The organism is Kosakonia radicincitans DSM 16656, assembly GCF_000280495.2.
Taxonomy (GTDB): domain Bacteria; phylum Pseudomonadota; class Gammaproteobacteria; order Enterobacterales; family Enterobacteriaceae; genus Kosakonia; species Kosakonia radicincitans.
This window is the reverse complement of the sequence record NZ_CP018016.1, coordinates 845,155-859,159: the sequence shown is the minus strand read 5'-3', so window position 1 is coordinate 859,159 and position 14,005 is coordinate 845,155. Positions and strand designations below refer to the sequence as shown.

General features: G+C 54.6%; 14 protein-coding genes. 6 read left to right on the top strand and 8 right to left on the bottom strand.

Features of this window, described 5'->3' with window-relative positions; genetic code table 11:
- Positions 1-6: 6 nt before the first annotated feature.
- The 4 genes from prfB to xerD all read right to left on the bottom strand — a co-directional run bounded on the left by prfB (position 7) and on the right by xerD (position 4,570).
- Positions 7-1,105 (bottom strand): peptide chain release factor 2 gene (prfB, locus tag Y71_RS04320; protein WP_107147091.1). Its coding sequence is split into 2 segments (ribosomal slippage): positions 7-1,029 and positions 1,031-1,105, totalling 1,098 coding nucleotides; the frame shifts between segments, so codons are not numbered across the junction.
- A gap of 91 nt (positions 1,106-1,196) precedes the next feature.
- On the bottom strand, positions 1,197-2,930 hold the full coding sequence (gene recJ, locus Y71_RS04315; protein ID WP_007370258.1) for a single-stranded-DNA-specific exonuclease RecJ: 1,734 nt from the start codon (positions 2,928-2,930) through the stop codon (positions 1,197-1,199).
- Between the two features lie 5 nt (positions 2,931-2,935).
- Positions 2,936-3,649 (bottom strand): bifunctional protein-disulfide isomerase/oxidoreductase DsbC, encoded by a 714-nt coding sequence (gene dsbC / locus Y71_RS04310; RefSeq protein WP_007370257.1) that lies wholly within the window; start codon positions 3,647-3,649, stop codon positions 2,936-2,938.
- 24 nt (positions 3,650-3,673) lie between these two features.
- A complete protein-coding gene (xerD, locus tag Y71_RS04305) occupies positions 3,674-4,570 on the bottom strand; it encodes a site-specific tyrosine recombinase XerD (RefSeq protein ID WP_007370256.1) in 897 nt (298 codons plus the stop codon).
- Between the two features lie 100 nt (positions 4,571-4,670).
- Here xerD and fldB point away from each other — a divergent pair, with 100 nt between their 5' ends.
- On the top strand, positions 4,671-5,192 hold the full coding sequence (gene fldB, locus Y71_RS04300; protein WP_007370255.1) for a flavodoxin FldB: 522 nt from the start codon (positions 4,671-4,673) through the stop codon (positions 5,190-5,192).
- A gap of 18 nt (positions 5,193-5,210) precedes the next feature.
- On the opposite strand, the gene Y71_RS04295 is transcribed toward fldB, so the two are convergent.
- Both Y71_RS04295 and sdhE read right to left on the bottom strand, forming a co-directional pair.
- Entirely contained in the window at positions 5,211-5,627 is a 417-nt protein-coding gene (locus tag Y71_RS04295; protein ID WP_007370254.1) for a protein YgfX, read from the bottom strand.
- Positions 5,608-5,874, bottom strand: coding sequence for an FAD assembly factor SdhE (gene sdhE, locus Y71_RS04290; protein ID WP_007370253.1), 267 nt, complete (start codon positions 5,872-5,874; stop codon positions 5,608-5,610). Before sdhE ends, Y71_RS04295 begins: the two co-directional genes overlap by 20 nt.
- 247 nt (positions 5,875-6,121) lie before the next feature.
- On the opposite strand from sdhE, the gene ygfZ reads away from it, so the two are divergent.
- Entirely contained in the window at positions 6,122-7,102 is a 981-nt protein-coding gene (gene ygfZ / locus Y71_RS04285) for a tRNA-modifying protein YgfZ (RefSeq protein ID WP_007370252.1), read from the top strand.
- A 39-nt stretch (positions 7,103-7,141) separates the two neighbouring features.
- Here ygfZ and trhA read toward each other — a convergent pair whose 3' ends face one another.
- Positions 7,142-7,801 (bottom strand): PAQR family membrane homeostasis protein TrhA, encoded by a 660-nt coding sequence (gene trhA / locus Y71_RS04280; protein ID WP_007370251.1) that lies wholly within the window; start codon positions 7,799-7,801, stop codon positions 7,142-7,144.
- A gap of 351 nt (positions 7,802-8,152) precedes the next feature.
- On the opposite strand from trhA, the gene Y71_RS04275 reads away from it, so the two are divergent.
- Together Y71_RS04275 and bglA are read left to right on the top strand one after the other, a co-directional pair.
- Positions 8,153-8,881: a MurR/RpiR family transcriptional regulator gene (locus Y71_RS04275; protein ID WP_007370250.1), complete on the top strand. Its 729-nt coding sequence runs from the start codon at positions 8,153-8,155 to the stop codon at positions 8,879-8,881.
- Between the two features lie 116 nt (positions 8,882-8,997).
- A complete protein-coding gene (bglA, locus tag Y71_RS04270) occupies positions 8,998-10,431 on the top strand; it encodes a 6-phospho-beta-glucosidase BglA (protein ID WP_007370249.1) in 1,434 nt (477 codons plus the stop codon).
- 102 nt (positions 10,432-10,533) lie between these two features.
- On the opposite strand, the gene Y71_RS04265 is transcribed toward bglA, so the two are convergent.
- On the bottom strand, positions 10,534-11,403 hold the full coding sequence (locus tag Y71_RS04265) for a LysR family transcriptional regulator (protein ID WP_007370248.1): 870 nt from the start codon (positions 11,401-11,403) through the stop codon (positions 10,534-10,536).
- 126 nt (positions 11,404-11,529) lie between these two features.
- Between Y71_RS04265 and Y71_RS04260 the strand changes: the two genes are divergently transcribed.
- Both Y71_RS04260 and Y71_RS04255 read left to right on the top strand, forming a co-directional pair.
- On the top strand, positions 11,530-12,276 hold the full coding sequence (locus Y71_RS04260) for an SDR family NAD(P)-dependent oxidoreductase (protein ID WP_007370247.1): 747 nt from the start codon (positions 11,530-11,532) through the stop codon (positions 12,274-12,276).
- A 138-nt stretch (positions 12,277-12,414) separates the two neighbouring features.
- A complete protein-coding gene (locus Y71_RS04255; protein ID WP_035942047.1) occupies positions 12,415-13,866 on the top strand; it encodes an MFS transporter in 1,452 nt (483 codons plus the stop codon).
- Positions 13,867-14,005 lie beyond the last annotated feature (139 nt).

Sequence of the window (14,005 nt, the reverse complement as noted above, 5' to 3'; positions counted from 1 at the left end):
GGTTCCTCATAACCCTGCTTTCAAACTTGCTTCGATGAATTGATCCAGGCTGCCGTCCAGCACCGCCTGCGTATTGCGGGTTTCAACCCCGGTACGCAGATCTTTGATGCGGGAATCATCCAGGACATAAGAACGGATCTGGCTTCCCCAGCCGATATCGGACTTGGTGTCTTCCATCGCCTGTTTCTCCGCATTTTTCTTCTGCATTTCCAGTTCATAAAGCTTCGCTTTCATCTGCTTCATGGCCTGGTCTTTGTTTTTATGCTGAGAACGGTCGTTCTGGCACTGCGTTACCAGTCCGGTCGGAATATGGGTAATACGTACCGCAGATTCCGTACGGTTAACGTGCTGGCCGCCCGCGCCGGATGCGCGATAGACGTCAATACGCAGATCCGCCGGGTTAATCTCGATATCAATATCGTCTTCCACTTCCGGGTAGACAAATGCGGAGCTAAAGGAGGTATGACGACGGCCGCCGGAGTCGAACGGGCTCTTACGCACCAGGCGGTGAACGCCGGTTTCGGTACGCAGCCAGCCGTAGGCGTAATCGCCGATAATCTTGATGGTCACAGATTTAATACCCGCGACTTCACCTTCAGATTCTTCGATAATTTCAGTTTTGAAGCCGCGAGCTTCCGCCCAGCGCAGATACATGCGCATCAGCATGCTCGCCCAGTCCTGCGCTTCGGTACCACCGGAGCCCGCCTGGATATCGAGGTAGCAATCGGCGCTGTCATACTCGCCGGAGAACATGCGACGGAACTCAAGTTGCGCCAGCTTCTCTTCCAGCCCGTCCAGCTCGGCGACCGCTTCGTTAAAGGTTTCTTCGTCGTCAGCTTCTACCGCCAGCTCCAGCAGGCCGGAGACATCTTCCAGCCCCTGCGACATTTGATCGAGGGTATCGACGATAGCTTCAAGTGAGGAGCGCTCTTTGCCCAGCGCCTGTGCGCGCTCTGGCTCATTCCAGACGTCCGGCTGCTCCAGCTCGGCGTTTACTTCTTCCAGACGCTCTTTCTTGGCGTCATAGTCAAAGATACCCCCTAAGAACGTCGGAGCGCTCCGTGAGGTCCTGAATACGATTTTTTACCGGGTTAATTTCAAACATGGTCTGATTTCTTTTAATGGACTTGTCAAAATGCGGTGATAAGGGCGGGAGTTTACCGGATCCACGCCCTTTTTTGTAGCGAATACTGGCGCTAAAGTGGCCAGAGATTTTCGATGATAAGCTGTACGCTACGATTCCCGCGGAACTCGTTGACATCAAGTTTATAAGCAATATTCACCTGCCGCACGCCGTTATCCGGCCAGCAGGTGGTATCGACGTTAAATGCAATGCCATCAAGCAGCGGACCGCCTCCAACCGGCTCAAGCATCACCTTCAGGTGATGCTCGCCCACCAGCCGCTGCTGCAACAGCCGAAACTCGCCATCGAACAGCGGCTCCGGGAACATTTGCCCCCACGGCCCGGCTTCACGCAGCATTTCGGCGACATCCAGCGTCATCTCTTGCGGCGTTAGCGGGCCGTCAGAAACAATTTCACCCTGCAACAGCGCCGGATCCAGCCATTCCGTCACCAGTTCGCCGAAGCGCTGTTGAAACTCTTCAAAACGCTGCTCTTCGAGCGTCAAACCGGCAGCCATCGCATGACCGCCGAATTTAAGCATCATGCCAGGATAGAGCATATCCAGGCGCTCCAGCGCATCACGCATGTGCAGCCCCTGAATCGAACGCCCGGAACCTTTCAGAACGCCATCGCCAGCAGGCGCAAAGGCAATCACCGGCCGATGAAAACGCTCTTTGATTCGCGAGGCAAGAATCCCCACCACACCCTGATGCCATTCGGGATGGTACATCGCCAGCCCACCGGGCAAGGTATCGCGGCTTCGTTCAAGCTGCTCGCACAAGGTTAGCGCCTCGGCCTGCATACCTTGTTCGATCTCTTTGCGCGTCTGATTCAGCGCATCCAGATCGTTAGCCAACTGACGTGCTTCGCCGAGGTTATCGCATAACAGCAGCGCAACACCCACCGACATATCATCCAGCCTGCCCGCCGCATTCAGGCGTGGACCCAGCGCAAAACCCAGGTCGCTCGCCGCCAGTTTCTGCGCGTCACGGTTGGCGATTTCAAGCAGCGCTTTAATGCCAGGCCGACAGCGCCCGGCGCGGATCCGGCTCAGGCCCTGCCAGGTGAGAATACGGTTGTTGGCATCAAGCGGCACCACGTCTGCTACTGTTCCCAGAGCGACAAGATCGAGCAGTTCCGCAAGATTCGGCATAGCCAGCCCGCGCGATTCAAACCAGCCGTTGTCGCGCAGAAAAGCGCGTAGCGCCAGCATCAGATAAAAAGCGACACCGACGCCCGCCAGCGATTTCGACGGAAAATCACAGTCGCGCAGGTTGGGGTTCACGATGGCTTCCGCATCAGGCAGGGTATCACCAGGCAAGTGGTGATCCGTCACGACCACAGGAATACCCAGTTCGTGCGCCCGCTCCACCCCGGCATGCGAGGAAATACCGTTGTCGACTGTCAGGATCAACTGCGCGCCGCGCGCATGCGCCTGATCGACCACTTCCGGGCTGAGACCGTAACCGTCATCAAAACGATTCGGCACCAGGTAGCTCACATTTTCACAGCCCAGCGCGCGCAGCGCCAGGACGCTGAGCGCCGTGCTGGTTGCGCCATCGGCGTCAAAATCACCGACCACGATAATGCGTAAACCTTCGCGCAGCGCGTGATAAAGGTGCGAAACCGCCTCATCAATGCCGGTAAGTTGCTGCCAGGGCAGCATGCCTTTTACGCTGCGCTCCAGTTCGCTGGCCTTACGCACGCCGCGGCTGGCGTAGAGCCGACGCAGTAACGGCGGTAAGTCTTCCGCCAGTTCCGCCGAATCATCCACCTTACGGCGGCGAAGTTGTATCTGAGCTTTCACGCGTCTTATTTACCGCTGGTGGCTTGCTGATGTTTGTCGAGGAAGGCTTTCATCTCAGCCGGTGCCTGATAGCCCGGAACAAGGTAGCCATCGTTCAGCACAATGGCCGGTGTTCCGTTGACGCCAAACTGCACACCCAGCGCATAGTGGTTAGCAATATCAATATCGCAACTGGCCGGTTTGATGCCTTTGCCATCCATCGCGTCATCAAAGGCTTTATTGCGATCTTTAGCACACCAGATCGCTTTCATCTGGTTTTCAACTTCACTCGGCACACCCTGACGCGGGAACGCCAGATAGCGGACGGTGATACCCAGCGCGTTGTAATCCGCCATCTCACTGTGCAGTTTCTGGCAGTAGCCGCAGGTGATGTCGGTGAACACAGTGATCACATGTTTTTCTTTCGGCGCTTTGTAGACAATCATCTCTTTTTCCAGCGCGTTAAGATGCGGCAACAGCATTTGCGTGGTGACGTTCACCGGCTGCGCGCCGCTGACATCGTACATCGGCCCCTGGATAATATGTTTGCCGTCTTCGGTCACATACAGCACGCCGCTGTTGGTCAATACCGCTTTCATTCCGGCGACGGGAGCGGGCAATATCTCAGAGCTCTGTACACCCAGTTTTGCCAACGACTGCTTGATAGCGGCGTCGTCTGCATGCGCAACGCCAGAAAAAGCCGCTGCCAGCAGGGTGAACATAATCAAACCATTTTTCATAAAACATCCTTTAATTATCAGCCATCACGCCCGCGGGTGATGCTGTTCATGAAGCTTACGCAGCCGCTCGGTAGCCACATGCGTATAAATTTGCGTTGTAGAAAGATCCTGATGCCCCAGTAGCATTTGCACCACGCGCAGATCCGCGCCGTGATTGAGCAAATGCGTGGCAAAAGCATGACGTAAAACGTGAGGGGAAAGCTTTTCGCTGTCAATCCCCGCCAGCACAGCATAGTGCTTGATACGGTGCCAGAAAGTCTGGCGCGTCATCTGCTGAGCGCGCTGGCTGGGGAATAGCACATCAATCGATACGCCGTTCAGCAGCCACGGACGCCCGTGTTCAAGGTAGTTTTCCACCCAGTACACCGCATTTTCACCCAACGGTACCAGCCGTTCTTTATTACCTTTACCAATCACCCGCAACACGCCCTGGCGCAGGCTAATATCGCTCATGGTCAACCCGACCAGTTCAGAGACGCGAAGCCCGGTGGCATATAAAACCTCAAGCATGGCTTTATCGCGTAACTCCAGCGGTTGGTCAACTACCGGCGCCTGTAAAAGTCTCTCAACCTGCGCTTCCGTTAAGTCTTTTGGCAGACGCTGCGGCAGCTTCGGCGAGGCCAGTTGCGCGCTGGGATCGTCACTACGGATTTTCTCCCGGTACAGGTACTGGAAGAGTCTTCGCACGGCGCTGAGCAGACGCGCTGAACTGGTAGCTTTGTAGCCACCATCCACGCGTTCGGCCAGCAGCGCATGTAAATCATCACTTCTCGCCAGGGCCAGACTACTTCCACGATGATGCAGCCACTCGGCCACGCCTTGCAAATCGCGACGGTAGGCGCTGAGCGTGTTGTCCGCCAGATTGTTTTCCAGCCAGAGCGCATCAAGAAATTGTTCGATACGTGCGAAATCCTGTTCCATTGAAACGCCTCCGTTTCTCAATCGCTGCATTATGCCTGATAGCCGTACGATTCTGGTACACTGCTCACAAAGAGACATCCGGAATTGAGAAGTTTACGTTATGAATATTGGCCTGTTTTACGGTTCCAGCACTTGCTATACCGAAATGGCGGCGGAGAAAATTCGCGAAATTATCGGGCCGGAACTGGTGACGCTGCACAATCTGAAAGATGACGCACCCGCGCTGATGGAGCAATATGATGCGCTTATCCTCGGCATTCCGACCTGGGATTTTGGCGAATTGCAGGAAGACTGGGAAGCCATCTGGGATCAGCTTGATGACCTCAATCTTGACGGCAAAATCATCGCGCTATACGGCATGGGCGATCAGCTCGGCTACGGCGAATGGTTCCTTGATGCACTGGGCATGCTGCATGACAAACTGGCACCCAAAGGCGTGACGTTCATCGGCTACTGGCCGACGGAAGGTTACGAATTTACCAGCAGCAAACCGGTAATTGCCAATGGTCAACTGTTTGTCGGCCTGGCGCTGGACGAAACCAATCAGTATGACCTGAGCGATTCGCGCATTCAGTCATGGTGTGAGCAAATCCTGACAGAGATGGCGGAACGGCTGGTTTAAAGGCAGCCACATCCCCTGTTAATGCAGCCCCTGCGCCGGTTTCTGTGATATCACCCGGCGCAGATCGCGCCACTCCTGCGCATCCATGCTGTCTGCCGCCAGCCATAAATGTTGACGGCGCCCATCCTCTTCACGGCGCAAGCGCAGCATCATTCCACTACGTAACATCCACGGCGTTCCGATGATATCCCATTCCATGCCCTGCCAGCGCAGGCGGGAATCCATCAGCAGTTTGAGTTCGCCATGACAGGCATTGATCCGCCGCTGGCTGCGCACGCAATCAAAAACCACCAGCGACAGCAACAGCAGCCACAGCGGTGTGTAACTCAAAGGCCAGGGCATCAGCAAAATGAGTGCAGCGCCCAGACCGTGGAGCAAAAGCGAAATCCATTGTGCGCGCCAGGAGACGCGTAACTCAGATTGCCACAGGACCACGATCCCGATTCCGTGTCTGGATTAACTGCACCATTCTTTGTAACTCCGTGTCCTGAGGCTTACCGTGATTCATTAACCAGTTGAATAAATCAGGATCGTCACTTTCCAGCAGACGAACAAACAGCTGTTTGTCATCATCGCTCAGCGTGTCGTACTCATGTTCGAAAAAAGGCATTATTGAGATGTCGAGTTCACGCATTCCACGGCGGCACGCCCAGTGGATACGGGCTTTGTTGTTAATATCCATGATCTTCTCCCTTCATCGGCATAATGGCCCATTGTAACGTGTTTTTAATATTCCTTTTGCGGAATATTTCGCTTCGCGGGGCCGCTTCCAGAATTAATCGCACCCACTGCAAAAAATATCATTGCGCTGCGTAATGCTTCGCAACGCATGCACAATGGCACAAAACGCATGCTTTATTACTTGCATTGAACAACGGCTCTTTTACCATTAAGAACCAACACAGCGTTAAGCTAATCAGGACATTATTATGCCTTTTACTCCGTTTCCTCCGCGCCAGCCGACCGCATCATCACGTCTGCCGCTGACGCTTATGACGCTCGATGACTGGGCGCTGGCAACGATTACCGGCGCAGATAGCGAAAAATACCTGCAAGGCCAGGTGACCGCCGATGTCACCACTATGATGGCTGAACAGCACCTGCTGGCGGCACACTGTGATTCTAAAGGGAAAATGTGGAGCAATATGCGGTTGTTCCACTTTCAGGACGGTTTTGCCTGGATCCTGCGCCGCAGCGTGCGTGAAGCGCAGCTTCGTGAACTGAAGAAATACGCCGTATTCTCTAAAGTCGCCATTGCACAAGACGATGAACACGTGCTACTGGGCGTGGCCGGTTTTCAGGCGCGCGCGGCGCTGGCGAATCTCTTTACCATCCTTCCGGACAGTGAAAAACAGGTTGTGCAGGAAGGCGATACCACCCTGTTGTGGTTTGCACACCCTGCCGAGCGTTTCCTGCTGGTAACCAACGCAGCAACAGCGGAACTGGTGGCCGAAAAACTGCGTGGCGAAGCGCAGCTTAATAACAGTCAACAGTGGCTGGCGCTGAATATCGAAGCGGGCTTGCCGGTTATTGATGCGCCAAACAGCGGGCAGTTTATCCCACAGGCCACTAACCTACAGGCGCTGGGCGGCATCAGCTTTAAAAAAGGCTGTTACACCGGCCAGGAGATGGTGGCACGAGCAAAATTCCGCGGCGCCAACAAGCGCGCATTGTGGTATCTGGCAGGGACAGCCAGCCGGGTGCCGGAAGCGGGAGAAGATCTTGAGTTGAAGATGGGAGACAACTGGCGCCGTACCGGTACCGTGCTGGCATCTGTGCAGCTTGATGACGGACGCCTTCTGGTTCAGGTGGTGATGAACAACGATATGGAACCTGGCAGCGTTTTCCGCGTGCGCGACGATGCGAATACGTTGAGCATCGAGCCGCTGCCTTATTCACTGGAAGAGTAAACGCGCTAAGCCGGGGCGGAAACCGCCACCGGCTTTAACTTAAAGCTGTCCGACGTACAAATAAATCGCCAGGAAGTGACAGACGCTGCCGCCCAGCACGAAGCCGTGCCAGATTGCGTGGTTATAAGGGATGCGTTTGCAGACGTAAAAAATCACGCCGAGCGAATAGACCAGGCCACCCACAGCCAGTAGCGTTACGCCTCCAACCGACAGGCGCGTGGCAAGCTGATAAATCACAATTAGCGACAGCCAGCCCATGGTCAGGTAGGTCACCAGCGACAGCACTTTAAAGCGATGGGCAATGGTAAGTTTAAATAAGATCCCCAGCAGAGCGAGGCTCCAGATGACGATCATCAGCCCGCGCGCCAGCGGCGAATCCAGCCCAACCAGCAGAAACGGTGTATACGTTCCGGCAATCAGCAGATAAATGGCACAGTGGTCAAATTTCTTCAGCCACGCCTTGGCACGCTGGTACGGAATGGCATGGTAAAGCGTAGAGGCAAGGAACAGCAAAATCATGCTACCGCCATAAAGCGAGTAACTGGTGATAGCCATTGTACTGGCCTTTGCATCTACCGCCTGTACCAGCAGCAGTACCAGCCCGACGATACCGAACACCAGCCCAATTCCGTGGCTAATGCTGTTGGCGATTTCTTCTGCCAGTGTGTATCCCTGTGCGATTAAGGGTTTCTTGGCCATAGCTAACTCCGGGAGAACTCAAAAAAACATTGCGTCACTAGAGTAACTGAGAATGATTCCAGTGCACACCTGTACGCTAAAAAAATTCGTATCAATATATATTCACGGCAGCATTTAAGCCGACGACTGGCGTTACAACTGTTCAACCTTCTCGCAAGGAACATACGCCCATAAAACGTGAATGTAGGATGAAAGTATGAAGCGGAAATGACAATATGCAGGCCGCTAAATCAGATTCTTATGCCGGGAACAAAACTCAGGGCAAGCCAGCCAGAGTTATGGCAGCATGTAGTCACGCAATTACACACTGGCTGGCAACGTTAACAGAGAGTAAAGGACACCACCGTGACGATGTTTACCCACTCTGCCATCGCCAGCCTCAATAATCTGGAGATGATGGTCTATCACTATGTAGTCAAAAACCGCGACAAAGTGATGTATATGACGATCCGCGAACTGGCCGATGCGGCGGGCGTCTCCACCACTACGGTGCTACGCTTTTGCCGCAAGCTCAACTGTGAAGGCTATTCGGAGTTTCGCGTCCGCTTCAAATTATATTTAGAGCAAAATGAGTTACCACAGGCGAATTTTGGTGCCAGTGAAGTTATTAGTTTTTTTAAAAGCGTAAATAACGATGAATTTGATGCCCTGCTGAATAAAGCCGTCGATATAATATTATCCTCAGAGCGTATTATCTTTGTTGGCGCTGGCACATCCGGCGCACTGGCAAAATATGGCGCCCGTTTCTTCTCTAATATTGGAAAATTCAGCAACCATATTGATGACCCTTATTTCCCGGTCACCAATGATATGGCAAAAAATGCCCTGGCAATTGTCCTTTCCGTCTCTGGTGAGACCGAGGAGATCCTGCGTTTTGCCGGGCAGTTCAGCCTGCATCACTGCAAAGTGCTGTCGATTACCAGCCACGAACAGTCGCGCCTGGCGAAACTGGCGGATTTCAATCTCTCCTGGCATATTCCTCCTACGCGTATTCCCGGCGGCTACGATATTACGACGCAAATTCCGGTCATTTATATTCTGGAATCGCTGGGGCGCAAGCTGGCGAAGAAAATAGCATAAAAAAACAGAGTGTTTTTCTGGTGTAACAAATTACCCAGATGGCAATTTGTTATATCGTGACATTTAAATCACCTTTGTTAGACTCGTTAATAGCCAATATGACGAGAAGAGCAAAGATGAAAAAACTGACCTTACCAAAAGATTTTCTATGGGGCGGCGCCGTTGCCGCGCACCAGGTTGAAGGTGGCTGGAATAAAGGCGGCAAAGGCCCAAGCATTTGTGACGTGCTGACCGGCGGCGCACACGGCGTACCGCGCGAGATCACCAGCGAAGTGGTGGCCGGGAAATATTACCCGAACCATGAAGCGATCGATTTCCACGGTCACTATAAAGAAGACATCAAGCTATTCGCCGAAATGGGCTTTAAATGCTTTCGCACCTCGATCGCCTGGACCCGTATCTTTCCGAAAGGGGATGAGCAGCAGCCTAACGAAGAAGGGCTGAAATTCTACGACGATATGTTCGATGAGCTGCTGAAATATAACATCGAACCGGTGATCACCCTCTCCCACTTCGAGATGCCGCTGCATCTGGTGCAGGAATATGGCGGCTGGACCAACCGTAAAGTAGTCGATTTCTTCGTACGCTTCGCGGAAGTGGTTTTCGAACGCTACAAGCACAAGGTCAAATACTGGATGACCTTCAATGAAATCAACAACCAGCGTAACTGGCGCGCACCGCTGTTCGGCTACTGCTGCTCCGGCGTGGTCTATACCGATCATGAGAACCCGGAAGAGACCATGTACCAGGTGCTGCACCATCAGTTCGTCGCCAGCGCCCTGGCAGTGAAAGCGGCCCGCCGCATCAACCCGGAAATGAAAGTCGGCTGTATGCTGGCGATGGTTGCGCTCTATCCCTTCTCCTGTAAGCCGGAAGATGTCATGTTTGCGCAGGAATCAATGCGCGAGCGCTATGTCTTTACCGACGTACAACTGCGTGGTTACTACCCGTCCTATGTGCTGAACGAATGGGAGCGCCGCGGCTTCTCCATCAAAATGGAAAACGGCGACGAGCAGATCCTGCGTGAAGGCACCTGCGATTACCTGGGTTTCAGCTATTACATGACCAATGCGGTGAAAGCGGAAGGCGGCAGCGGCGATGCTATCTCCGGCTTCGAAGGCAGCGTGCCGAACCCGCACGTCAAAGCCTCCGACTGGGGCTGGCAGATCGATCCCGTCGGGCTGCGCTACTCTCTGTGCGAACTGTATGAACGCTACCAGAAACCGTTGTTCATCGTTGAAAACGGCTTTGGCGCTTACGACAAAGTCGAAGCCGATGGCAGCATCAACGATGACTACCGCATCGATTATCTGCGCGCGCACGTTGAAGAGATGATGAAAGCAGTCACTTACGATGGCGTGGATCTGATGGGCTATACACCGTGGGGCTGCATCGACTGCGTCTCCTTCACCACCGGCCAGTACAGCAAGCGTTACGGTTTTATCTATGTGAACAAGCACGACGACGGTACGGGTGATATGTCCCGCTCCCGCAAGAAGAGCTTTAACTGGTACAAAGAGGTGATCGCCAGCAATGGCGAAAAGCTGTGATGCTTTGAGACGTTGCCGGATGCCAGCGGCACAAAGCATCGTGGGCTAACCAGAGCGGGACATGTTTTCTTTGTGCGGTGCTCAGTAAAATGACACGCGGGTTCACGGTGCTCTCGTCGCCGGGTCGGCAAGCAGCGTATCGGCGATATCCAGCATGGCGCGCAAGCGGTCCATATGCCGGAGATCCTGGTGGTAGCCGACCCATATCTCTCTGGATGGCAGTTGATCTTCAGTCTGAATACGTTGCAGCCCGGAAACGGCGTCTCCCAGTGGCCGTGGTAGCACGGCCACTCCCATCCCTCGCAGGCACATTTGCGCCTGAACAGCCCGGCTTGTGCTGGTGAAAACACGCCTGGAGCGGGGAAATCTGTCGAGCAACCATGTGACGTCAGGAAAATGTGACTGGGCGGTGTTCATCAGAATAAGCCCCACTGACGCCGGATCGTGGTGCAGTGTCTGTGCGGTTTCAGGCGTACCGTAAAGACCATAGGAAATGGTCATCAGGCGACGCTGGACAATGTCCGGCTCGGTAAAAGGCACGAGACGAAAGGCCACATCGGCATCGCGCCGGGATAAATTAAGTAAGCGGTAGCTGGCGATGATCTCCGGTACCACGGCCGGATGACGGCGCGTCAATTCGACCAGCACCGGTGCCAGCACATAACCCGCAAACCACTCGGCACATGAAATCCGCAAAATACCTTCGAGCCGTTGGTGATTACCCGCCAGGCGTCTTTCCAGTGCCAGCGCAGAATTTTCCATCGATTCCGCCAGGTTCAGCACCGCGTCTCCGGCATCGGTCAGCACCAGCCCCTCACGCGTGCGGCGAAACAGCGGCTGTTGTGCCTCATCTTCGAGCGCTTTGATCCGTCGGCCCACCGTCGGATGGCTCACGCCCAGGCTTCGGGCGGCCTCGCCGAACGATCCTTTGCGGATCACCGCCAGAAATATCCGTACGTCGCTCCACTCCATACCCGCCCCCATTCAAAAATGAACATCAAATATACATAAATGGCAGTTCCCTAACAATTATGCAGGCATCACCATAATGTCTCTTCACTGAACCGGCTGCTATGGCCTCATCCAGGATCTGAAAGTATGAACAAATTAAAAAACAAAGTTGCCATCGTCACAGGTGCATCCAAAGGTATCGGTGCCGGGATTGCCCGCCAACTGGCAGCGGAGGGAGCAAGGGTTATCGTCAACTACGCCACCAGCAAAACCGGTGCAGACAGCGTGGTTGCGGATATCAAAGCCGCAGGCGGAGAGGCCGTGGCGGCCGCCGCAGACGTTACCAACCAGCGCGAGGTTGAGGCGCTGGTTAGCTCAGCGATTGAACATTTTGGGCGGCTGGACATTGTGGTGAATAACTCGGGGATTTATCAGTTCGCCAGGATCGAAGAAACCACCGAAGCGCTGTACCGCAAGCAGTTCGACATCAATGTGCTTGGCCCGTTGCTGGTCTGCGCCGCCGCCGTGCCACATCTGGAGAAAGGCGGGAGCATCATCAACATCAGTTCGTTCGTCACACGCGTATTTATGCCAGAGAGCGCTATTTATAGCGGCTCCAAAGGTGCCATTGACGCCATTACCGGCGTACTCGCGCGCGAGCTTGGTCCGCGCGGCATCCGCGTTAACGCCGTTAACCCTGGTCTTGTCGAAACTGAAGGTACGCACGCTACCGGGGCGATGGGTTCGGACTTCCAGACCTGGAACGAAGCGCAGACGCCGCTTGGTCGTATCGGTCAGGTGCAGGACATCGCGCCGATAGTCTCTTACCTTGCATCAGACGACTCAGGATGGGTGACCGGCGAGGTCATTATGGCGTCTGGCGGCATGCGCTAACCCGCCGCAATTCAATAAAGGCTGCCAGGCTGTTCGCATGCAGGAGAGAGCCGGGATACCTCCGCACACGAATCCACATGTTTCATTTGTTCTACCCATTTTGCTTGATTGGAAACCGCAGGGTTTCCGGGAGGGGTTATGTCAGCACATAACATGACGCACGCTGAACCTCGTCGCTGGGCGATGTTCGTAATTTTATTGGTGGGAGCTTTCCTGCCACCACTCGATTTTTTTATCGTTAATGTGGCGCTCCCGTCAATCCAGAGCGATTTAGCCTCTTCGTCTTCTGCGGAGCAACTGGTTATCTCATCGTATGCCGCGGTATATGCGACCACCTTAATCACTGGTGGACGGCTGGGTGATCTGTATGGTCGTGGCAGGATGTTTTTCCTTGGGCTGATTGGTTTTGCGGCTGCATCACTGTTGTGCGGGATCGCCGGATCGCCGTGGGTGTTGATTGTCGGGCGCGCACTCCAGGGCGCTTCGGCCGCCGTCATGGCTCCGCAGGCACTTGCATCCGTGCAGGCCATTTTTCCTGAAACAGAGAAGCCGTTAGCGCTGGGTTTATATGGTGCCGTGTTTGGCCTTGCCTCCGTTATCGGACAGGCGCTGGGCGGCATCCTGATTACATTGAATCTGTTCAACCTGGGATGGCGGGCCATTTTTCTTGTTAACCTGCCAGTGGCGCTGCTGGTGATTGTTTTTGGTATTCCATTGCTGAAAGAGACACGGGCGCCACATGCCCGCAAACTTGATCCCGGCGGCATGCTGCTGGCAACAGCAACGTTGAGCGCACTGATTATTCCGTTGATTGAAGGCCGTGAGGCGGGCTGGCCCTGGTGGACGTGCCTGTTATTCCTTGCAGCTCCGCTGCTGGCCTCGCTGTTATGGCGTTATGAAATACGCCTCAGCCGTCATGGCGGCTCACCGCTGCTGGATCCTGTCGCGTTACGAGCGCCAGGGCTGGGTTGCGGGCTGGCGATCGCGCTGTTGTTCTATTCCATCGCCGCATTCTTTTTACTGTTTTCGGTTTACCTGCAAAGCGCACTGCATGTCGATGCGCTAACGGCTGGCCTGATTTTTCTGCCTTTTGGTGCCGGTTTTCTGATTGGGCCGTTGCTCACCCCGTACCTGCGGCGTTTTGCCGGAAATTACCTGAGCACGATCGGGATGGGATGCGAAACCATCGGGTTAGCAGGACTGGCATGGCTGGTAACCGCAACGGCGACGGGCGCGACTCCCGCAATGACGCTACTCGCCGCGCTACTGTTTATCACCGGTTTTGGCCAGGGTCTGGCGATGCCAATGCTGATGCGCATGCTAACAGGCCGCGTCGCACCGGAATTTGCAGGCATGATTGCCGGCATCACCAGCTCAGCTTTGCAAGTCAGCACCGCGCTCAGCGTCGCGGTGATGGGCGGTATTTTTTACAGTATTGTGGGCGACAGCCATAGCGCGACGGATATCACCCATGCGTTTGTCGTCGCAGTCCTGACAATGGCGTGCTGCCTCGCTGCGGGAGCAGGGTTAAGTATCAGACTTATCCGGCAACCTGTTGGGTTAACGCCGGTGACGAAGGGTTTTCCCTGAGCTGCTGCAGATCAAAACATAACGAGCACTGCAGTATGTGAATCATGGTAAAGCGTTCAGCTGCTTCTTGCCTGACGCGGCGCGCATCACTACTACAATCATCACCGTTCCCCAAAAGCAAAGGGCGCCGAAGCGCCCT

What these genes read in the sequence shown, in the direction of transcription:
- dsbC (WP_007370257.1), bottom strand. Translation starts at nt 3,649, where the DNA reads ATGAAAAATGGTTTGATTATGTTCACCCTGCTGGCAGCGGCTTTTTCT.
- xerD (WP_007370256.1), bottom strand. Translation starts at nt 4,570, where the DNA reads ATGGAACAGGATTTCGCACGTATCGAACAATTTCTTGATGCGCTCTGG.
- fldB (WP_007370255.1), top strand. Translation starts at nt 4,671, where the DNA reads ATGAATATTGGCCTGTTTTACGGTTCCAGCACTTGCTATACCGAAATG.
- sdhE (WP_007370253.1), bottom strand. Translation starts at nt 5,874, where the DNA reads ATGGATATTAACAACAAAGCCCGTATCCACTGGGCGTGCCGCCGTGGA.
- ygfZ (WP_007370252.1), top strand. Translation starts at nt 6,122, where the DNA reads ATGCCTTTTACTCCGTTTCCTCCGCGCCAGCCGACCGCATCATCACGT.
- trhA (WP_007370251.1), bottom strand. Translation starts at nt 7,801, where the DNA reads ATGGCCAAGAAACCCTTAATCGCACAGGGATACACACTGGCAGAAGAA.
- Y71_RS04275 (WP_007370250.1), top strand. Translation starts at nt 8,153, where the DNA reads ATGTTTACCCACTCTGCCATCGCCAGCCTCAATAATCTGGAGATGATG.
- bglA (WP_007370249.1), top strand. Translation starts at nt 8,998, where the DNA reads ATGAAAAAACTGACCTTACCAAAAGATTTTCTATGGGGCGGCGCCGTT.
- Y71_RS04265 (WP_007370248.1), bottom strand. Translation starts at nt 11,403, where the DNA reads ATGGAGTGGAGCGACGTACGGATATTTCTGGCGGTGATCCGCAAAGGA.
- Y71_RS04260 (WP_007370247.1), top strand. Translation starts at nt 11,530, where the DNA reads ATGAACAAATTAAAAAACAAAGTTGCCATCGTCACAGGTGCATCCAAA.
- Y71_RS04255 (WP_035942047.1), top strand. Translation starts at nt 12,415, where the DNA reads ATGTCAGCACATAACATGACGCACGCTGAACCTCGTCGCTGGGCGATG.